16 protein-coding genes are annotated in these 19,543 nt (G+C 41.0%); 6 read left to right on the plus strand and 10 right to left on the minus strand.

The window, feature by feature from the left end; translation table 11 throughout:
• Positions 1–10: 10 nt before the first annotated feature.
• A complete protein-coding gene (gene ccoN / locus PSH54_RS07510; protein WP_004588826.1) occupies positions 11–1,444 on the minus strand; it encodes a cytochrome-c oxidase, cbb3-type subunit I in 1,434 nt (477 codons plus the stop codon).
• A 339-nt stretch (positions 1,445–1,783) separates the two neighbouring features.
• On the opposite strand from ccoN, the gene PSH54_RS07515 reads away from it, so the two are divergent.
• From PSH54_RS07515 to PSH54_RS07525, 3 genes are all read left to right on the plus strand, one after another.
• Positions 1,784–2,209, plus strand: a complete 426-nt coding sequence (locus tag PSH54_RS07515; protein ID WP_273605838.1) for a hypothetical protein — start codon at positions 1,784–1,786, stop codon at positions 2,207–2,209.
• A gap of 905 nt (positions 2,210–3,114) precedes the next feature.
• Positions 3,115–5,697, plus strand: a complete 2,583-nt coding sequence (locus tag PSH54_RS07520) for a TonB-dependent receptor (protein WP_029774528.1) — start codon at positions 3,115–3,117, stop codon at positions 5,695–5,697.
• A 103-nt stretch (positions 5,698–5,800) separates the two neighbouring features.
• Positions 5,801–7,153: a hypothetical protein gene (locus PSH54_RS07525; RefSeq protein ID WP_273605839.1), complete on the plus strand. Its 1,353-nt coding sequence runs from the start codon at positions 5,801–5,803 to the stop codon at positions 7,151–7,153.
• 67 nt (positions 7,154–7,220) lie between these two features.
• On the opposite strand, the gene PSH54_RS07530 is transcribed toward PSH54_RS07525, so the two are convergent.
• The 8 genes from PSH54_RS07530 to PSH54_RS07565 form a co-directional block, all read right to left on the minus strand.
• On the minus strand, positions 7,221–7,472 hold the full coding sequence (locus tag PSH54_RS07530) for a hypothetical protein (protein WP_004588905.1): 252 nt from the start codon (positions 7,470–7,472) through the stop codon (positions 7,221–7,223).
• 17 nt (positions 7,473–7,489) lie between these two features.
• A complete protein-coding gene (locus PSH54_RS07535) occupies positions 7,490–8,326 on the minus strand; it encodes a peptidoglycan binding protein CsiV (protein ID WP_248461313.1) in 837 nt (278 codons plus the stop codon).
• Complete coding sequence (gene mfd / locus PSH54_RS07540) at positions 8,326–11,799, minus strand: transcription-repair coupling factor (RefSeq protein ID WP_096739776.1); 3,474 nt, start codon at positions 11,797–11,799, stop codon at positions 8,326–8,328. Before mfd ends, PSH54_RS07535 begins: the two co-directional genes overlap by 1 nt.
• A 51-nt stretch (positions 11,800–11,850) precedes the next feature.
• Entirely contained in the window at positions 11,851–12,744 is an 894-nt protein-coding gene (locus PSH54_RS07545; RefSeq protein ID WP_004588908.1) for a carbon-nitrogen hydrolase, read from the minus strand.
• Complete coding sequence (locus PSH54_RS07550) at positions 12,741–13,796, minus strand: agmatine deiminase family protein (RefSeq protein ID WP_096041897.1); 1,056 nt, start codon at positions 13,794–13,796, stop codon at positions 12,741–12,743. The genes PSH54_RS07545 and PSH54_RS07550 overlap by 4 nt, the downstream gene beginning before the upstream one ends.
• A gap of 57 nt (positions 13,797–13,853) precedes the next feature.
• A complete protein-coding gene (locus PSH54_RS07555; RefSeq protein ID WP_024032596.1) occupies positions 13,854–14,462 on the minus strand; it encodes a PilZ domain-containing protein in 609 nt (202 codons plus the stop codon).
• 381 nt (positions 14,463–14,843) lie between these two features.
• On the minus strand, positions 14,844–15,611 hold the full coding sequence (locus tag PSH54_RS07560) for a haloacid dehalogenase type II (protein ID WP_264390913.1): 768 nt from the start codon (positions 15,609–15,611) through the stop codon (positions 14,844–14,846).
• Positions 15,611–16,261: a peroxiredoxin-like family protein gene (locus tag PSH54_RS07565; RefSeq protein WP_273605840.1), complete on the minus strand. Its 651-nt coding sequence runs from the start codon at positions 16,259–16,261 to the stop codon at positions 15,611–15,613. Before PSH54_RS07565 ends, PSH54_RS07560 begins: the two co-directional genes overlap by 1 nt.
• A gap of 120 nt (positions 16,262–16,381) precedes the next feature.
• On the opposite strand from PSH54_RS07565, the gene PSH54_RS07570 reads away from it, so the two are divergent.
• Positions 16,382–17,269: a LysR family transcriptional regulator gene (locus tag PSH54_RS07570; protein ID WP_024032599.1), complete on the plus strand. Its 888-nt coding sequence runs from the start codon at positions 16,382–16,384 to the stop codon at positions 17,267–17,269.
• On the opposite strand, the gene PSH54_RS07575 is transcribed toward PSH54_RS07570, so the two are convergent.
• Positions 17,249–17,764: a DUF2937 family protein gene (locus tag PSH54_RS07575; protein ID WP_273605841.1), complete on the minus strand. Its 516-nt coding sequence runs from the start codon at positions 17,762–17,764 to the stop codon at positions 17,249–17,251. The two genes, PSH54_RS07570 and PSH54_RS07575, sit on opposite strands and share 21 nt — an antisense overlap.
• A gap of 119 nt (positions 17,765–17,883) precedes the next feature.
• Here PSH54_RS07575 and PSH54_RS07580 point away from each other — a divergent pair, with 119 nt between their 5' ends.
• Entirely contained in the window at positions 17,884–18,459 is a 576-nt protein-coding gene (locus tag PSH54_RS07580; RefSeq protein ID WP_004588915.1) for an RNA polymerase sigma factor, read from the plus strand.
• A complete protein-coding gene (locus PSH54_RS07585) occupies positions 18,456–19,535 on the plus strand; it encodes a FecR family protein (RefSeq protein WP_054982353.1) in 1,080 nt (359 codons plus the stop codon). The genes PSH54_RS07580 and PSH54_RS07585 overlap by 4 nt, the downstream gene beginning before the upstream one ends.
• Positions 19,536–19,543 lie beyond the last annotated feature (8 nt).

The raw sequence follows: 19,543 nt of genomic DNA on the forward strand, positions 1-19,543 counted from the left end.
TCTCACTCCGTTATGCTAATTGTGCTTGCGCGTCTAACTTCAGTGATTCTTTCTCAGCTGAAATTGTACGCAGAACGTTGTAAGCCATAACTAACATACCTGTAACGATGAATACACCGCCTACAAAGCGCATAATATAGAAAGGATGTGATGCTTCTAAAGACTGAACAAAGCTGTACATTAATGTACCGTCAGAGTTAACTGCGCGCCACATTAGACCTTGCATAACACCTGAGATCCACATTGCAACAATGTAAAGTACAACACCTACTGTGTGTAACCAAAAGTGCGTGTTAACCAATTTAACGCTGTACATACGACCTTGTGCGAATAACGCAGGAATAAGGTGGTAAATAGCACCAATTGAAATCATCGCAACCCAACCTAGTGCACCTGAGTGTACGTGGCCGATAGTCCAATCTGTGTAGTGAGATAATGCATTTACAGATTTAATTGCCATCATTGGGCCTTCAAACGTAGACATACCGTAGAAAGACAATGAAACAACTAAGAAACGCAGTACTGGGTCGGTACGTAGCTTATGCCAAGCGCCAGAAAGCGTCATTATACCGTTAATCATACCACCCCAAGACGGTACAAATAGGATAATAGACATAACCATACCTAAACTTTGCGTCCAATCAGGAAGCGCAGTGTAGTGAAGGTGGTGAGGACCTGCCCAAATGTAAAGTGAAATAAGTGCCCAAAAGTGAACTACCGATAAACGGTAAGAATAAACTGGGCGACCTGCTTGCTTTGGTACAAAGTAGTACATCATACCTAAGAAACCAGCCGTTAGTAGGAAACCTACAGCGTTGTGACCGTACCACCACTGAACCATTGCATCTACCGCACCTGCGTAGATTGAGTATGATTTAGTTAACGACACAGGCACTGCCATGCTGTTTACAATGTGTAGCACTGCAACAGTAATAATAAAGCCAGCGTAAAACCAGTTAGCAACGTAGATGTGCGATACTTTACGTTTGATCAGCGTACCAAAAAATACCACTGCGTAAACTATCCATACTACCGCGATTAAAATATCGATTGGCCACTCAAGCTCTGCATATTCTTTAGAGCTAGTAATACCCAGTGGTAATGTAATTACGGCTAATACAATAACAAGCTGCCAACCCCAAAAAGAAAAAGCGGCGAGTTTGTCTGAGAAAAGGCGCGTTTGACAAGTACGTTGAACGACGTAATAAGACGTCGCAAAAAGTGCACTGGTACCAAATGCGAAAATTACTGCGTTCGTGTGTAACGGACGTAGTCGAGAGTATGTTAACCATGGTGTATCAAAGTTAAGTGCTGGCCAAGCTAATTGGGCAGCAATCAGAACCCCAATACTCATGCCAACGATGCCCCAAATCACTGTCATAATAGCGAATTGGCGTACAACTTTATAGTTATACTCAGTTTGTGATGCTACTGTTTGGCTCATTTTCTGGCTTCCGCTGCAATAAATGCGTTTAGAAATGAATTACCCACCGTTTAAAGTGGGGCCTACTATTTTCCCCAAGCGTATTACCTAAAACGTTCAAAGCCTGAATGCTTCAGAAAACAAACTCGAGAAACCCTTATTTTTTGCGGGTGAAATGATAAATTTTTTGGCCTAAAAAAGATAGGTCAATTACATAAAATTATGACATCAATCAAAGTTTGTGAGTTTGTTGTTTATTTTTTGATACAGATTGTACCTATATTAACCAAACATCACACTGGCTATTGTTATTTCAAAGCATGCTAATTAATATTTGTTTTTATTTAGCGCGGATTTGTTATGCATATATATAGATTATCTTTGTTTTTAATGCTGTTTTTTGTATTAACAGGCTGTGACAATGCCAATCAAAAAGATCAAAAAGCACTGTTAAAAACAAATTGCGACACGAATCAGCGCTGTATTTATAATACCGGTGTTAAAGTATGGTTAAGTGATAAAAATATTACCCCCGAAACCCCCTTTAGTATTTACCTTGATTTACCCGCCCACCTAAAAATAGATAACGCTAAGCTTGAAAGTATAACCATGTATATGGGTTTTATTCCGCAAAAGTTCACTAAAGAAGCAACTATTTATAAAAGTGACACTATGGTGGGCATATGCTCTGAGCAAAATATGCTGTGGCAACTGGTGCTTAATTTAAGCAATGTTCAAACTGGTGAGCAAATCACTCACTTTTATAATTTTTATGTAACGTATTAAGGCACCTTTTTCCTGCCAATCATTTTTTAGCTGGCGCATAACAAAAATCAGCTATTAATAAGGTATTACAATAATAAGGCACTACTATTTAGCGGTACTTCTTATATATGCAGCGCTGCAATAGTAGGTGTATAAAATTGTATTTAAAGCACTAACACACATTTAAACCTCTTTGCTGCCTTGTATGCTGTAACCTTTTTTTTCATTCTCATCTGTTTTATGTTGGTGTGCTTGCTCGTTCTTGTTATGGAGTGAATTGCCTTACGGTAATAGGGGGGCTTCGTCATGTTTATAGTAAAAGCGTATTACTTGCATTACTGGGCATGTAAAAAAGTAAATCCTGCTTACTTCCATGATAACTATTTTAATAAAGCTAAACGCCCTCAAATTAAGACCCTCTAATGATTTGCTAAATCAAATAACTCCTCCCGATCCGAGCAAACGTTGAAGTCTCGCTGAACAAAAAATATTACCAAAAAAACTAAATAAATAGCTTAATAAGACTATTTAAGCGGTAAATCTGCATATTTATGGTTATTAATTTTATTACAGCTTTACGGTTTTACTAATGCGCTGTGATTAATATGTTAATTTTTCTAAAAAGGGTATATTTATCCATTAATTACATTTGATTACAATCTGCATAACTTTGATTTCAGGTGTGTTTTAATTGCTTTTCGTTTGTCTTATCTCAATGATTTTTAATTGTTTTTTTTAGTTAACACTGCAACAAGTTATAACCTTTGTACCTTTTTTGGTTATTCTTTTTTGGTGTTGTATATATAACGATCTTCCATTAAGTTTTTGTTCAGTTAGCTCAGCCTAAGTTGCCCCCCTGACTCACAATTCTTATAAAAAGTGAGCATTACCAATCAAGGTAAATTTCCAACAAGTAGGGTTTATTCATGAAAAAATCAACTCTTGGTTTAGCTGTAATCGCAGCAATCCCAATGTTCTCAAGTATGCAAGTAGTAGCGGCCGAAGACGGCGCAAACGCTATTGAAAAAATTCAAGTAACGGGTTCTCGCATTAAGCGCGCAGATATGGAAACCGCTAGCCCAGTTACTTTAATCGGTGCAGATGACATTGCTGCAACCGGTGCAGTTTCGGTTGATGCCGTATTACAAAAAATGACTGCTACTGGTGGTGCAATGACCAACCCAGGTATCAATAATGGTTCTGGTGGTAATGCTTCTATCGATTTACGTGGTTTAGGTTCACAACGTACATTAGTACTTGTAAATGGCCGTCGTATGATCAACTCAGGCACAGGTGCTGCCTCTACTGTTGATTTAAACACTATTCCTGTTTCAATGATCAAGCACATTGAAGTACTTAAAGATGGTGCATCTGCAGTATACGGTACTGATGCGGTAGCAGGTGTTGTAAACATCATCTTAAAAGATGACTTTGAAGGTTTAGACTTAAATGTTAAATCTGCAATCACTACAGAAGGTGATGCTGATGAAACGTCTTTCGATATCACTATGGGTGGTAGCTTTGGTCGTGGTAACGTTGTAATCGGTCTTCAGTACACTGACCGTGGTGACGCATCTCAAGCAGATCGTAGCTTCTCTGATTGTCCATTAACTGAAGATGGCGACGGCAGTGCACCTTACTGTTCTGGTTCTTCATACACGCCAAATGGCCACGTATGGTCAGGTGATGAATCACTACAAGGTCAAGCAGACAACGGTTGGCATGACTTTGGTTCTGATGATGCGTACAACTACTCATCAGACAGCTACCTATACACGCCTATGCGTCGTTTAAACCTTACAGGTATCGGTAGCTTCGATTTAACAGATGACACGCGTTTATACTCAGAATTCACATACTCTAAGCGTTGGTCAGAGCAACAAATGGCACCACAGCCAGTATGGTTTGACTTTGATTACACTGAAGAAATGGGCGATTCACTAACAAGCCACAATATTAACTACGGTGATGAAGTTTCTTACGGTCGTCGTATGACAGACACAGGTACTCGTGATTTCTCACAAGTTGTTGACACTGTTCGTACTGTAGTAGGTGCTGCAGGTTACCTTGACAGTGGTTACGATTGGGATGTGTCTGTAATTTTTGGTCGTAACGATTCAGTTGACCGTTTAAGCAACCTTCACAACATGGGCTCTATCCAAGATGCAATCGAAGCGGGTGACTTTAACCCACTTATGCAATCTTCTTGGTCTGCTGAGAACTTAAGCGATTACGTTTACACTGAGCAAAACTCAGGTGGTAGCCAATTACTAATGTTCACTGCATCATTAGCTGGTGAAGTAATGGAACTTCCTGCAGGTTACGTAGGGTTTGCTGCTGGTGTTGAGCGCCGTGAAGAAAAAGCATGGTACATCCCAGATTCAATCACGTCACAAGGTCTTGCAAACGACCCACGTGTTGAGCCTACAAGCGGTCGTTTTGACGTAAACGAAGCGTACTTAGAGCTTGCAATTCCTTTAGTTAGCGATGCGTTCTTAGCGCAAAACGTTGAACTAAGCACTGCAATCCGTGCTTTCGATTACAGCACTTTTGGTTCTGACGAAACATGGAAACTTGGTTTAACTTGGCGTGTAAACGACGAAGTAATGCTACGTGGTGTTCGTTCTACAGCATTCCGTGCGCCTACAGTAGCTGAGCTATACTCAGGTAATTCACCTTCGTTTGAACAAGTTAGCTTCCCTGGTGCACAAGACCAAGCAGAAGTAACTGTTGGTGGTAATGACCAATTAACGCCTGAAGAAGCTGATACGCTAACAGCGGGTATTGTGTACGAGCCAGAGTGGTTTGAAGGTTTCTCAATGACGTTAGATTACTACGACATTGAAATTGAAAACGCAATTGCTACTGTTAACAACCAATACATTGTTGACTCTTGTTTAGCAACAGATGGTTCATTAGCTAACCAAAGTACTGCGTTATGTAGCTCTGCTGCGGTATCGTTTAACCAAAGCACTGGCCGTATTGCTTTTAATAACCAACTACAAAACGTAGGTTACGAGCAAACTAAAGGCTACGACTTAAACTTAAACTACACATTTGATGCAGCTGGTCTTGCGTGGAATACATCACTAGATGTTACTTACCTAGACGAGTACCTAGTAGATGTTGTTGAATCAAGCATTGATTACGCTGGTTTAATTACTTCTGGTATCGGTGGTTATGCAGATGTTAAAGCTAACTTTGAACTAACTGTGAAAGGCGATGCTTGGAACGCAAACTACAAAGCACGCTACATTGCAGGAATGGATAGCTACAGCTGTCAAGGTGATGAGTCATCATGTTATGCGCCTACAACGCCTTCAGTTGTATACCATGACATAAGCGGTGCTTACATCTTTAACGAGACTGTGTCAGTTACAGCAGGTGTTAACAACTTATTTGATAAGCAACCTCCTTACTACACAGGTAACAACGATTCTAACACTGACCCGTACACATACGATGTACTAGGTCGCCGTGTATTTGCTGGTGTAAACGTTAAGTTTTAATTAGCACATTAATCGTATTAAGGCTCAGTGTTTACTGGGCCTTTTTTATTGAACAAAATTAAGGAGACCAGTACACTTATACACTCAATAAAAGGAGAGTTGTTTGATAAAACAAGACGAAAATTTATCTTTTGTCATAGAACCAGAGTTATCCCCTCGCTCTGAGCAGCGTATCGACCTGTATTTTTCTATACCCAATGAAATGGGTATAAACGTGCAAACCCTCAGTGAAGAGTCTTATTTTAATAACCACTTTAAATCGCACTTAGCTTATAACGCTAAAAACATACACTTACCCTTAGTGCGTAGCCGCTTTGTTAGTAAAAACAAAGGTGAGCAACAAGATTACCGCCAAAACCTTAATTTGTACTGTTATCAGGTGCGTTTAGCGCTCGACGCTGATATTAAAGATGCATTAAAAATTCAAGAAGTGGATGCTTTTTATGCCCGTGCACAAGAGCTGTTTGAGCAAAGTGAAGGGCTGCTAAAAAAGCTGCGCAGATATACCCCCGATGATGAAAAACTGGTGCCGTTTTACACCAATGCCGATAACTATTTAAGTTGGCATGTGGAGCAGTCGTTTTTAAAGCTATTAGATGAAGGGCCGCGCAGCAGTGACTTTGCGAAAGAGCGCAACGACTTACTGCAATTTTGTAAAAACGAAAATACATATAGGTTTGAGCAAAATTACAACTCAGAAACTACGTTGCAAGATGGTAACCGCATCACGAATAAAATGCGTTTACTACAGCGCTTAATAGAGCACGGCGTTATTTTGCATCGCAATACGCGTTATTTAAATAGTTACCTAAAGCGTTTAGTAAAAGGCACGGTTACAGCTGTCATTATGGCATTTGTAATGGTGGTTATACTTAACGCGCGCTCAACCTTTACCGAAGTGACCGCTACCCTTATTTTAATATTAGGGGTTATTTACGGCTTGCGAGAAATATTTAAAGAAGACATTACGCGGGTAATTTGGCGCGCTATTGTGCGGGGGCGTCCTAAATGGCGGTTTGTATTTAAAAACAGCATCACTAAAGACCGCGTTGCAAGTCAGTTTGTGTGGCTTGAGTATATGCGTTTTAAAAAAATCCCTAGTGAAGTAAAAACAATATTTTCAAAAAGGCGTCAGCAAAACAAGCTAGCCGCGCAGTGGCTGCATTTTGCCAGTGAAACACGTGTTTCAGCTAAAGAGTTTTTACCAGGCTACGATACTCTACAGCAAAGTATGCGCTTTAATTTGGCGCCCTTTGCACGGTATTTAAAACGCGGTGAGGGCAAGCTGTATCATTTAGATGGTAATAAAATATCAAAGCAAGCGGTTGAAAGGCGCTACCAGTTAAATTTGGTGATGGTATTAAAAGACGAGGAAAGAATTTTATACCAGCGTTACAAAATAACCCTTAATCGCAGTAAAATAGTTAATATTGAACTTATTTACTCTAAAAAATAGAAAATAAAAAAGGGATAGCAACGGCTATCCCTTAGTGTCATGTAAATTTACCTAATTTAGCGCAGTATTACTGTGTTATACCGTGCTTAGAATAAATAGTTACCTTGTCTGAAACGAGTGTTATTTCAATGTTTTTAGACTCATCACCCCATACACAATTAGTATGTAGGGTTTTTTCTACGCAGTTATCAGCAGAGCCTAAAATAGCTTCTACTTCGGCTTTATCCATGCCAACTTCAATTTTTTCGTAGTTTTCTAGGCTTACTTTTGAACAAGCTGCCAGGCTTAGCGTTGCTGCGATGATCAGGAGTTTTTTCATTGTTATGTCCTATTGATTTAGTGTTTATACTTTCGTATTTGTACAATCATGCCCATACGAGGATGATCAAAGTAATGGATTTCACCACTAATTACACGTTTAAATTGTGAAAAGCGGGCCGATTCTATATCCCCATTAGGTAGTTTTTCGTTTACGTCAAAATCAGCGGTTATGTAAAGGTAGTGGCGTAAATGTATTTTAAATAAACCATCTAGCTCCCAATAGCTTAGGGGCTGCTCTGAGGTATCAAATAGCTGTGGCTTACTTTGTACTAAGCTAATAAAGTCGGGATTTGAATAATTAGGCGTAGTGTTAACGTCGCGTTTTATATGATCCCCAGAAATTAAATGTATGCTAGGCGCACGCGATTTACTTGCCCCTTCAAAGCGCCAGCCGGTATGTAGTAGCGGGGCTAAACCTTTTCTGTCTAAAGCGCGGCGCTGGGCAGTAAATTGTAATTGCTCTGGTGCGAGTAAATAGGGCTCATCCATCGTATCTTGTGCCGGTGCTAATGGCGTAACGGGCAACTCGTCGTAACTTTGCATAAAGTCGATACTGTTATCACACACACCCGATTGTGGGTTGGCATTAACTAAAGAATCGGTAAACGAGCGTTTTTGAAAGCGACTATCGCCATCTATACATGCCTGCATAGCTTGCTCTGTGTATAAAGGGGTGAGTAGCTCTAACGTATTTTTCGCCTTAATGGGCTCGTGCTTTAAGCTAAAGTCTTCTTGTAAATAGGGGGCAGGGCGCTGTTTAAATACCAGCACTTCTACTTCAAACCAACGTTCTGCAAATGCGGTGCTGCTAAATAAGCAACATAACACGATAAGCGATTTTTTTAGCAACATTAATGGCTAACCTTTTTTTCGAAATCTGCAATCATTGCAGTGACCATTTTTAAGCGTTCACGAGGGTTTACCTCATTAATCGCAAAGCGCAATTTATTTGCGCCATCCATTTTGTACACATGGGGTGCACTTTGTATCAAGCCTATGATGAAGCTAGGATTAACCTTCGTATTTTGGCTAAATTCAAAGTAGCCCCCTTTAGGGTTTGCCTCTATTTTTGTAATTCCTAAATCGCTAGCACGCATTTTTAGTTGCTGCATACTAAATAGGTTTTTAGTGGCATCAGGTAATAAACCAAAGCGGTCTATTAGCTCTACTTGTAATTCGTCCATATCGGCAAGGTTATCACAACTTGCAATGCGCTTGTACATACCTAAACGCGCATTAACATCGTGTATGTAATCATCAGGTAGTAAGGCAGGGAGTTTTAAATCAACTTCAGTTTGCTGCTGAAGCAGGTTTTCAAGCGTTGGCTCTTTACCATTTTTAAGGGCATTAACCGCTTGCTCTAGCATTTCCATATACAAGCTAAAGCCAATAGTTTGCATTTGCCCTGATTGATCGTCGCCTAATAGCTCACCCGCACCACGTATTTCTAAATCATGTGTAGCAAGGGCAAAACCTGCACCTAAATCTTCCAACGACTCGATTGCCTGTAAGCGTTTGGTGGCATCTTTAGAAAGTGCTTTAGCATCGCCTGTTAATAAATAAGCATACGCTTGGTGGTGGCTTCGCCCAACACGACCGCGTAACTGGTGTAATTGCGCAAGGCCAAGTTTATCGGCTCTGTCCATAATAATAGTATTAGCAGTAGGCACATCAATACCGGTTTCGATAATGGTGGTACATACCAGTACATTGTATTTTTGATGATAAAAGTCTGTCATTATTTGCTCAAGTTCTTGCTCGCGCATTTGCCCATGAGCAGAGGTGACACTAGCCTCTGGCACCCATTCGCTGATCTCTTGCGAGACTCGCTCAATAGTCTCAACATTGTTATGCAAAAAGTACACTTGGCCGCCGCGTTTAATTTCACGCAGTATGGCTTCGCGTATTAAGTCGCTGTCGCGTTGGCGTACAAAGGTTTTAACTGCTAAACGCTTAGCAGGTGGGGTGGCAATAATTGATAAATCACGCATGCCGCTCATCGCCATATTTAAAGTACGCGGAATAGGCGTTGCAGTAAGCGTTAATATATCTACATCAGCACGTAATGACTTTATTTTTTCTTTTTGGCGCACACCAAAGCGGTGCTCTTCATCAACAATCAGTAAACCTAAGTCGTTAAATTTAATATCTTGCTGAATTAACTTATGCGTTCCAATAACGATATCAAGTTTACCGTCGGCCATTTTTTCAAGCGTGTCTTTTTGCTCTTTAGTTGAATTAAAGCGCGACAACACTCCCACTTCGATAGGGAAATCGGCAAAGCGGTCTTTAAAGTTTTCATAATGTTGCTGAGCCAGCAGGGTGGTTGGTACTAACACGGCTACTTGTTTGTTATCGTTAACCGCTACAAACGCGGCGCGCATAGCCACTTCTGTTTTCCCAAAGCCTACATCACCACACACTAAACGGTCCATAGCAAGTTTTGATTGCATATCACCAAGTACGGCTTCAATAGCATTACGCTGATCGTCGGTTTCTTCAAATGGGAAGCTGTCGCTAAATTGGCGATAGCTTTGCCCATCGAGTGCAAATTTATTACCTGGTTTTGCTTGGCGCTGTGCGTAAATATCTAACAGCTCCGCGGCTACGTCGCGTACTTTTTCGGCGGCACGCTTTTTGGCTTTCTCCCACGCATCTGAGCCAAGTTTGTGAAGCGGGGCGCTTGATTCTTCACCGCCCGAATAACGGCTTAGCATATGCAGTGCCGATACCGGCACATACAGTTTTGCTTCACCGGCATAGGTAATGGTAACAAACTCAGTGATTACGCCTGCTGCGTCAATTGTTTGCAGGCCTTGATAGCGGCCAACACCGTGGTCAAGGTGAACAATTGGCTGGCCCTCTTTAAGCTCGGCTAAGTTGCGAATTAACGCATCTTGGCTTGCTTCGTATTTATGTTTACGGCGCCTGCGTTGCGACACCTTAATACCTAACAGCTCTTGCTCGGTAATAATAGAAAGGCTAGGTTTTGTGCCCAGTACAACACTTTGCTCAAGAGGGCTTACAATTAAGCCTACATCACTTTGGCTTTGTGTAAATTTCTGTAAGCTTTCAAATTCTTTAAACTTTAAGCCGCTTGGCTTAAGCACACTTAATAAAGACTCGCGGCGACCATCAGACTCAACACTTAATAAAATACGGCTTTTCTTCTTTTTTTGTTCTGCCACATAGTTAATAAATGCGCCGTAGGGTTCGTGTTGTTTATGATCGATTCTTACTGCGGGCAGCTCGCTCACATTTAAGTTTTTATTGCCTGCTTTAGTGGGTAATTTAGCTTGCGATAAACGTATTCGTGCAAATTCACCTAAATTAGAAAACAACTCATTAATAGGTTGATACAACTCGCTGGGCGCCAGTAGTGGACGCAGGGGATCTACTTTACGGTTTTCGTAGCGTACGTTTACATCGTGCCAAAAGGTATCTGCGGCGTGTTCTAAATCACCTAGTTGCATAACCGTAGTGGTGTTTGGCAAGTAATCAAAAATGGTGGCAAGCTTTTCAAAAAACAGCGGCATGTAGTATTCAATACCGGCAGGCCAAGTACCTTTGCTTACTTGCATGTAAACAGAGTCTTGCTCTGAGCTGGCACCAAATTTATCGCGATAATTTATTCTAAAACGCTCAACGTCTGCTTCGTTGGTTGGAAATTCATGCGCGGGAAGTAACTCAATTTTCTCTACTTTTTCATCTGAGCGCTGGGTTTCTACGTCAAATAAACGAATAGAGTCGAGTTCATCGTCAAAAAAGTCGAGCCTAAATGGGTGAACACTGCCCATTGGATACAAATCAACAATAGAGCCACGTATTGCGTATTCGCCGTGCTCCATTACCTGTTGAACGTTTAAATACCCTGCTTGTTCTAAATTACTGCGCAGGTTATGGGTGTCGAGTTTATCGCCTACTTTAAAATTAAGGGTAGAGCCATAAATAAACGAAGCAGGCGCAGTACGTAGCATTAACGTAGATACAGGCACTATAAGTACGCTTTGCTGCTCGTTTTTTAAAGTGTTTAAAGTGGCTAAGCGCGCTGAAATAATATCTTGGTGGGGAGAGAAATGGTCATACGGCAAGGTTTCCCAATCAGGAAATACCATTACCGGGTTATCTGGCAATAAGTATTCGAGCTCGGTTTCAAGTCGCAATGCGCTTGGCGTATCTGGCGTAACTATAAGCACTAAATCGTTTTGCTGTTTTACACCTTCTGCAATGGCTATACTTAGTGCACTGCCAGTTAGCTGCCCCCATTGAATTTTATCTTTTTGAGATTTTACCCACGGCAAGGCTGCCCATTGCTCAAACGCCATTTAGTGCTCCATTTTTTAGTTGGCGTTTGCTCACAAACGCCATGCAGTTATTTAGTCTCGGTAAATTTTTGTTAAGTCTTGATAGTGATCAATTCTGCGGTCACGTAAGTACGGCCATATACGTCTTACGTTTTCAGAGGCTTTTTGATCAAGTTCTACTACTAAAATTTGCTCATCAGTATTGTTCGCCTCTGAGAGCATTTCGCCTTGAGGCCCTGCAATAAACGAGTTACCCCAAAATTGTATACCTTCGCTTTGTCCGCTAGGGTCGTTTTCGTGCCCTACACGGTTACAGCTAATAACGGGTACGCCGTTCGCAACCGCATGCGCACGTTGGCTTATTACCCACGCGTCTTTTTGGCGTGTTTGCTCTGCGTTATCATCACGTGGGTCCCAGCCTATTGCGGTTGGGTAAATTAATACTTCTGCGCCAGCCATGGCCATTAAACGGGCCGCTTCAGGGAACCATTGATCCCAGCATACTAATACACCTAATTTACCTACTGAGGTTTGAATTGGCTCAAAGCCTAAATCGCCTGGGGTAAAGTAAAATTTTTCGTAAAAGCCAGGGTCATCAGGAATGTGCATTTTACGGTATTTACCCGCAATGGTGCCGTCTTTTTCAAGTACCACCGCGGTATTGTGATAAAGCCCAGTGGCACGTTTTTCAAACAGTGAAGCCACAATAACGATGCCTAGCTCTTTAGCAAGCTCGCCCAGTGTATTTGTGCTTGGGCCCGGAATTGTTTCGGCTAGGTCAAATACATCAACATCTTCTGTTTGGCAAAAATACAGACTACGATGCAGCTCTTGCAAAACCACAAGCTGTGCGCCTTGCTTAGCAGCATCACGAATGCCAGCAATCGACTTTGCCATATTTTGGCAGGCGTTATCACTGTTAGTTTGTTGCACTAAGGCAACGGTTAATTTTGCAGGGCTTGTCATTGTGCTGCTCCAGCTAAAAATCCACGAGGTAATTGCATGGTAATGCAATGTAAACTACCAAATTGTTCAATAATAGGTAGGCAATTAACGCCAATAATAGTGTGCGTTGGGTACGCTTTTTGAACTTGCGCTAGCGCCAGTGCGTCGTTGTCATCGTTATACGTCGGGACTAAAACCGTATTATTGATAATCAAGTAGTTTGCGTACGTTGCCGGTAAACGGGTGTTGTCATCATCAAACACTGGTTTTGGCCACGGCAAATCAATTAACGTATATGGGGTATTATTTTGCGTTTTAAAGCTTTGCAGCTGCTTTTCCATCGCATCTAATGCGTTAAAGTGCTCATCTTCTTTAGCATCGCACTTAACATACACAAGTGTATTATTGGGGGCAAAACGTACCAGTGTATCGATATGGCTGTCGGTATCGTCACCGGCTAGGTAGCCATGATCTACCCATAAAAAGTCAGTTGCGCCTAAATGTGTTGTTAAAATTGACTCTATATCGCCTGATGATAAATCGGGGTTGCGGTTTTTATTCAGTAAACATTCGCTGGTTGTAAGCAACACACCGTGTTCGTTAATTTCAATGCCGCCACCTTCAAGTACCACATTTAGGGCTTGGTAATCAGTGTTTGGATTACTTAGCTGGTTTACCAGTACTGCGTTAATTTTATTATCGAGGGCACTTTCGAACTTATTACCCCAGCCATTAAAGATAAAGTCGTAAATTTTAAGTTGGCGAGCGTCGTTAATATTTGCGCAGGTAATAGGGCCGTGATCGCGTGCCCAGGTATCGTTTGTTGGTGTAACAACAAAGTGCACGTGGCTTAAGTTTATATTCGCTTTTGTTAGCAAGGCAGTAATGTGGCTTTTAAGCGCCGTGTTATGGGCAACAATAACAAGCTGCTGCACGGCTGTGATATGCGTTGCAAGCTCAACATAAACAGGCTCTACGCGTTCAAGCGTATCAGCCCAGTCGGTCTGTGCATGGGGCCAGGTAAGCATAACGGCGTCTTGCTCAGCCCATTCAGGTAAAAGTCTAAAGTTCATGAAGTTTTTATACAAATTACGGTGGCGCTAGTTTAGCATTTTACATGCATATGTCAGCTATTTATCGCTGCTAGAATCATCGTCAATTTGCTCGAGTTCTTGGCGTTTTTTTAGCTGGCGTGTTTGTGCATGTAAGCTGGCTCTGACAACTAATTCTTGGTCTGTGGTTCTTATTGCAGTAAACAGTAATGTGTATTGGTAATGTTCGCTGTCTTGTTTTTCAACGGCCACAACTTCTGTATAACAGTAAACGGCTGAGGCTTCGTGGTGCAAAAATAGCTTTGTTCTAAATGCTTGGCCTATTGCGTATACATCAGGCGAAGTAAAGCGAATACCGCCTCCGCCGTAGCTATCGCACTGTATGGCGTTATCTTGAGCTTGCTCTGATGCTAAAATGTGGCTCATTATTAAATCGATTTTACGCGACTGTGCTTGTAAAAAAGCCGCCAGCTCTTGTGCTAAATCGCCTAGGTTTCTAAGGGGTCTTAAAGAGGCCTGTTCAAGCTCACTGACTTCGTTAGCTAGCTTAAATAGCGGAGGTATGTCGTCTTCAAGCGCGAGTTGAGATTGCGGCACTAACTGATTTTCTACAGCAAATAAGTTTACTCGAATGCTTTCATTTATTTGAAAGTATTCTTCAAATTCGCTTAATCTTTGACTGTTCATAATTATCTCCACTGCGTATTCATTAAATAGTAGCGTTGTGGGGAGTAAATTGCTAGCAGATAAAAATGCTAAATGGTTTGTTTATAAGCCAGTTTTTAAGAAGGTTGATTAGGGCGTGTTGAACTTTGCGGATTGAAATTTGTTCAATCTAGGGGCGTTTAAATCGCGGCGTGAGGTTTGTAACCTCGTGGGCACGATAACTGCTCCGGCGTTTCGCCTATTTATATGGAATAACTACACTTGATAGGCTCTGCCTTGCCTAAAAACCAAACACGCTGCTGCAAATTCAATTATCAAAAATCAACACGCCCTAATAAAAAAGCGGCCAATATCATCCTAACATCGGCCGCTTGGGTATTGATTAATTAGCGCTGGGAGTGCTTATTTAAGTAGAGCGGCTAATTCATGTAAATCTTTCACAACGTGGTCTGGTTTTTTTGCCAGTGGGTAAAGTGTTTTACCTGGGCGGGCGATAAAGGTTGTTTGTAACCCGGCTTCTTTAGCTCCTGCTACATCCCAACCGTGCGCCGCTACCATCATTGCTTCATTTGCTTTTACATTTAATTTTGTCAGCACCCACTCATAGGCACGTAAGTCTGGTTTATAAATTTTAATATCTTCAATGCTGTAACGCGCATCAAAGAACGACATTAATCCAGCGCTCTCAAACTGGGCTTTAACGCCTTTGTTTGAAGAATTTGTCAGACTTACTAACTTATAGCCCTGTGCTTTGAGTTTTGCCAGTCCTTCTTTCACATCTTTGTGAGGAGGTAGGGTTAAAAGCGGGGTGACAATGGCTGTTTTTGCTTGTTCATTAGTAATGGCTATGTTGTTATTTTTGGCAACCATGCGCAGCGATGCAACGCCAATTTGACCAAAATCGTGGTAATTACCACTTACAGTATCAACGAGTGAATGATGTAACATGGTCGAAAACCAAAGCGGTAATAAATCCTCACGCCCGCCAAGCGCTTTACCAATAGAGGTGCGCATGGAGGTTAAATCTAACAAGGTTTCGTTTACATCAAAAATAAGTACTTTAGGTTTCACTTGTGCCTGTGGCTCCTCAGCCATAGCGTAGCCAGAGGCAAGGCTAGTACCAACAAGTAGTGATAGGGTAAAGGTTTTTAACGATTTTAAAATAGACATTAGTGTTGCTCCGATTCAAGGGCTGCCAATACATCAGTAGGCTCTGCGCGTAGGGTATAGTCTTCGTTTAAAAAGGCATACGTAATTATGCCTTTTTGGTTAATTACATAGGTTGCTGGTAAGGGTAATGTATAACTTTTATTGCCGTAGTACTTTTCAAAATCAATACCAAACTGGCTATAAAGCGCCACAATACGTTCATCTAAAGTAAACAGTAAACCAAATTGCTCGGCTACCTTGTTATTAATATCTGAAAGCACATCGAATTCAAGGGCATTTTTTTGTGCGCTAGATAACGTCTCGTCGGGTAATTGTGGCGATATTGCAACTAACTGCGCATTGTGCGTTTTAAATTCGGGTAAGTGATCATTAAGTGCTTTTAGCTCTAAATTACAATATGGACACCAGTTACCACGGTAAAAGCTAATTATTACCGGGCCATTATTTAATAAATCAGCGAGCTCAACTTGCTCAGCGCTATGATTGTTTAAACTGAAATTGCTTACTTTAGCGCCTACCTGTAGCGCATTATCTTTTATATGCTGAGCAATGAGCTCTTCATTTGTCTGCGCCATAAGGGCTAATACATCGCTAGGTAGCTTCGCTTCTTTTTGCACGTTATAGGCATCAATCTGTGCTTTTAAACTCATTATTAAATCTCAAATATAACTGTATGGCGATTATGGGTGTTTTAGTTATTTAAATATATATTGCAAAACTGAAAGCTTCATTCGAAAATATTAAACACCAAAAACTGCCTAGCCAAATGTATGTATAATTTAAGTGACCTAGAAACATTTATTGCCGTCGTAGAAAATAAAGGGGTGCTTGCAGCTGCGCGTGAGCAACGTTTGTCGCCGGCAACAGTAAGCCACAGGCTAAGCAAGCTCGAGCGTGAGCTTTCAACCGTGTTAGTTTTTAGAGACAGCAGACGAGTAAGGTTATCGCCCGCCGGTGAGCTATTTTATCATCGCGTAGGGGCTATTATAGAAGCTCTGCACGATGCAGAGCACAGCATTGGCGCACGAAGCTCTTCGGTGAGTGGGTTATTACGTGTGACTATGCCACCGTGGGTTTTTTCAAAGTATGTTATGCCTAAGTTGACCGAGTTTGAAACCCAATACCCGCAGCTAAAGCTCGACTTTTTAATTACTGATCATTTTGTCAATGTGGTCGATGATGCACAAGATGTGGCAATTAGAGTAGGGCAATTAACCGATTCTGGCCTGCTTTCTCGCAAAATTGTCAACAACTCCCGTATTTTATGTGCAGCGCCAAGTTATATAAAAAAGCATGGTATGCCTTGTACACTAAGCGAACTGAGTACGCACTATTGGGTGTGTTTACCCTGGCAAAGGCAGTTAAAACTGTATGATGAAAATAATAAAATACACACCTTTAATGCCAAAACGCGCTTTACTATTTCTAATTCCGATAACATGACGCAAGCAGCCCTTGCCGGACATGGCATAGCCATTAAATCTAAAATTGCGATTAACGACGAGCTAAGTGCCGGAAACTTAGTAGAGGTGATGCCCAATGTAATGGCCCAAAGCGACGCGCCGGTGTGGTTTTTACGGCCTCAAAATAGCTTAACAACCCGTAAAACCGAGGTGTTTTATGAGTTTATGAAGTCTTTATTTGCCAGCTATGAATAAGCGGTAATACCCGCGCTTAATAATGAATAAGGTTACAAAGCCAATAAACTCAGCAAAAATAGCAATAATAATGGCGCTAACAAGCGCTGCTATTATGGAGTCTTTTTTTAACACTATTTGCCCTTCAAAGCGTTGCCATACTTGCTTTTTAATAGTGAGAAAGTCGCTGGTTAAAGTAAATAAATAGGGCGATTGGTGAAAGTTATTAACTGCCACTTGTAAAGAGTGCTGGCGATTATTGAGGCTTTTAATATGGGTCGCCCCTTTACCAACAATATCATCACCAATATTTTCATAGTGGGCAATTAACTTGTTTAAATCGTTGTTAAAGTAGTTTTGAGCATCTTTTTTAAACGGGGCTAGTGCGTTATTCGCTTCAATTAAATGTGCATCTAAAGCGTGCCCAAAGTCGCTTACAAAGGCTGGTATTTGTACCCCTAATAGTAAACCTGCTGCAAAAAAACTGAGCCTTATGTAATCTAATAATTTACTCATTTGATCTCCTGTTTACTCAAAACCCACCTAAACAACGCTAAATTAACATTTGCGCTTGTTTTTATGCCAAAAACTCGTAATCTATCGGTAATAAAAATAACAATAGGCCTATGTTAAGGATGACTACCAAAGTAAATATGACATCAACGTTTGTTGATATCACTAAGCAGTTAAAACGCTTTGTGTCGCGTATTGTACAGCCCGATGACGTAGAAGACATTGTGCAAGAAACCTTTATTAAAAGCTACGAAGCTGATTTAAAACAAGATATTCAGTTTAGACGCAGTTACATGCTTAAAACTGCAAAGCACTTAGCGCTTAATCATATAGCCAAGTGGGATAACAAGTTTAATGACTCGTTAGAGCACGACGCAGAATTACCCCCGCTGCTTAAATCCTCACAACTTGAGGATGAATACACCTCAAAAGAGCGTTTTTTACTTTTTTGCAGAGCAACGGATCAACTAAATTCTTCTATCCGTAAATGTTTTATATTTAAAAAAGTGTACGGTATGAGCCAAAAAGAAATCGCCCAGCACATGCAATTAAGTGAAAGCACAGTAGAAAAACACATTGCCAAAGGTTTATTACAAACCATGTTATACATGAAAGAACATGAACAAAATCATAACCAATCTGCGGCGCATAATTCTGCTTGTAATTCGGCTCTATCAATTGAGAGGGCAGCAAAATGAGTAATGTTCATCAATTTACATCAAAAGATTTAATTTTAGAAAAAGCCTGCCAATGGATCAGCGCAATTGATAGGGGCTTAAGCGAAATTGAAAAAGAGCAATTTAAGCTTTGGATGATGCAAAGCACCGCCCATCAAGATGCCGTCTACGAACTTGCGCAGCTATGGGATGAATTGTCCGTATTAAACGAGTTAAGCAGTTTATTTCCGCATAGAAGTGTAAAACAGCCCCAGAAAAAAAGATGGGCGTTTTCTAGTGCGATTGCCGCGAGCTTATTTGCAGCATTAATGGTGTGTAGTTACTTATTAATTAACCTTGAAAACGGCTACAACGAAGAGCTGGCTAAAATAAATTACACCAAAATATATACAACGAAGGTGGGCGAACAAGCCACGTATGTTTTACCCGACGGCACCATAGTGCAATTAAACACGAATAGCCTATTAGAGGTAGCTTATAGCAAAGGGCGTCGTCAGTTACTACTGAGCAAGGGTGAAGGGCGTTTTAATGTAGCAAAAGATGCATCGCGCCCATTTAGTGTGATGGCTGGCGATAAGAGCTTTACGGCACTTGGTACTGTATTTAATGTACAACGCAATACCTCTTCTGATTTAGAGCTGGTTGTAACCGAAGGTAAAGTGATGATCACCGACCCAAGTGTTGCTGTAAGTGCCAACGATTTTAAAGACTACCAACTGGCTGATAATAACGCTAAAAAAGTACGTAAAATCAATGCCAATATTGTTATCTCTGGTGAAAAAGCAATTATAGAGCAAAGTATTACTAAACCTATCACGCAGCTTTCTATGGATGACGTACAGCGTGATTTAGCGTGGCAAAATGGCATGTTAATTTTTAATGGTGAGCATTTAAGCGATGCATTAAATGAAGTGAGCCGTTACACCTCTACGCGTTTTGAGCTTTCAAGCGATGAGCTTGCCAATATAAAAGTGGCGGGTGTTTTTAAAGCTGGCGATGTTGAGGGGCTACTTGAGAGTTTACAGACTAACTTTGCAATTGAGCATGAGCGTTTAGGTGAACATATGGTGAGCCTAACACAGCAAACTAAATCATAAGAAATGTT

It is taken from the genome of Pseudoalteromonas sp. Angola-30, assembly GCF_028599215.1.
GTDB classification, from domain to species: Bacteria; Pseudomonadota; Gammaproteobacteria; order Enterobacterales; family Alteromonadaceae; genus Pseudoalteromonas; species Pseudoalteromonas atlantica.

Bases quoted from the DNA above. Each gene is read 5' to 3' on its own strand.
- PSH54_RS07530 (WP_004588905.1), bottom strand. From the start codon at position 7,472: ATGAAAAAACTCCTGATCATCGCAGCAACGCTAAGCCTGGCAGCTTGT.
- PSH54_RS07570 (WP_024032599.1), top strand. From the start codon at position 16,382: ATGTATAATTTAAGTGACCTAGAAACATTTATTGCCGTCGTAGAAAAT.
- PSH54_RS07575 (WP_273605841.1), bottom strand. From the start codon at position 17,764: ATGAGTAAATTATTAGATTACATAAGGCTCAGTTTTTTTGCAGCAGGT.
- PSH54_RS07535 (WP_248461313.1), bottom strand. From the start codon at position 8,326: ATGTTGCTAAAAAAATCGCTTATCGTGTTATGTTGCTTATTTAGCAGC.
- PSH54_RS07520 (WP_029774528.1), top strand. From the start codon at position 3,115: ATGAAAAAATCAACTCTTGGTTTAGCTGTAATCGCAGCAATCCCAATG.
- mfd (WP_096739776.1), bottom strand. From the start codon at position 11,799: ATGGCGTTTGAGCAATGGGCAGCCTTGCCGTGGGTAAAATCTCAAAAA.
- ccoN (WP_004588826.1), bottom strand. From the start codon at position 1,444: ATGAGCCAAACAGTAGCATCACAAACTGAGTATAACTATAAAGTTGTA.
- PSH54_RS07560 (WP_264390913.1), bottom strand. From the start codon at position 15,611: ATGTCTATTTTAAAATCGTTAAAAACCTTTACCCTATCACTACTTGTT.
- PSH54_RS07515 (WP_273605838.1), top strand. From the start codon at position 1,784: ATGCATATATATAGATTATCTTTGTTTTTAATGCTGTTTTTTGTATTA.
- PSH54_RS07550 (WP_096041897.1), bottom strand. From the start codon at position 13,796: ATGAACTTTAGACTTTTACCTGAATGGGCTGAGCAAGACGCCGTTATG.
- PSH54_RS07545 (WP_004588908.1), bottom strand. From the start codon at position 12,744: ATGACAAGCCCTGCAAAATTAACCGTTGCCTTAGTGCAACAAACTAAC.
- PSH54_RS07580 (WP_004588915.1), top strand. From the start codon at position 17,884: ATGACTACCAAAGTAAATATGACATCAACGTTTGTTGATATCACTAAG.
- PSH54_RS07565 (WP_273605840.1), bottom strand. From the start codon at position 16,261: ATGAGTTTAAAAGCACAGATTGATGCCTATAACGTGCAAAAAGAAGCG.
- PSH54_RS07585 (WP_054982353.1), top strand. From the start codon at position 18,456: ATGAGTAATGTTCATCAATTTACATCAAAAGATTTAATTTTAGAAAAA.
- PSH54_RS07555 (WP_024032596.1), bottom strand. From the start codon at position 14,462: ATGAACAGTCAAAGATTAAGCGAATTTGAAGAATACTTTCAAATAAAT.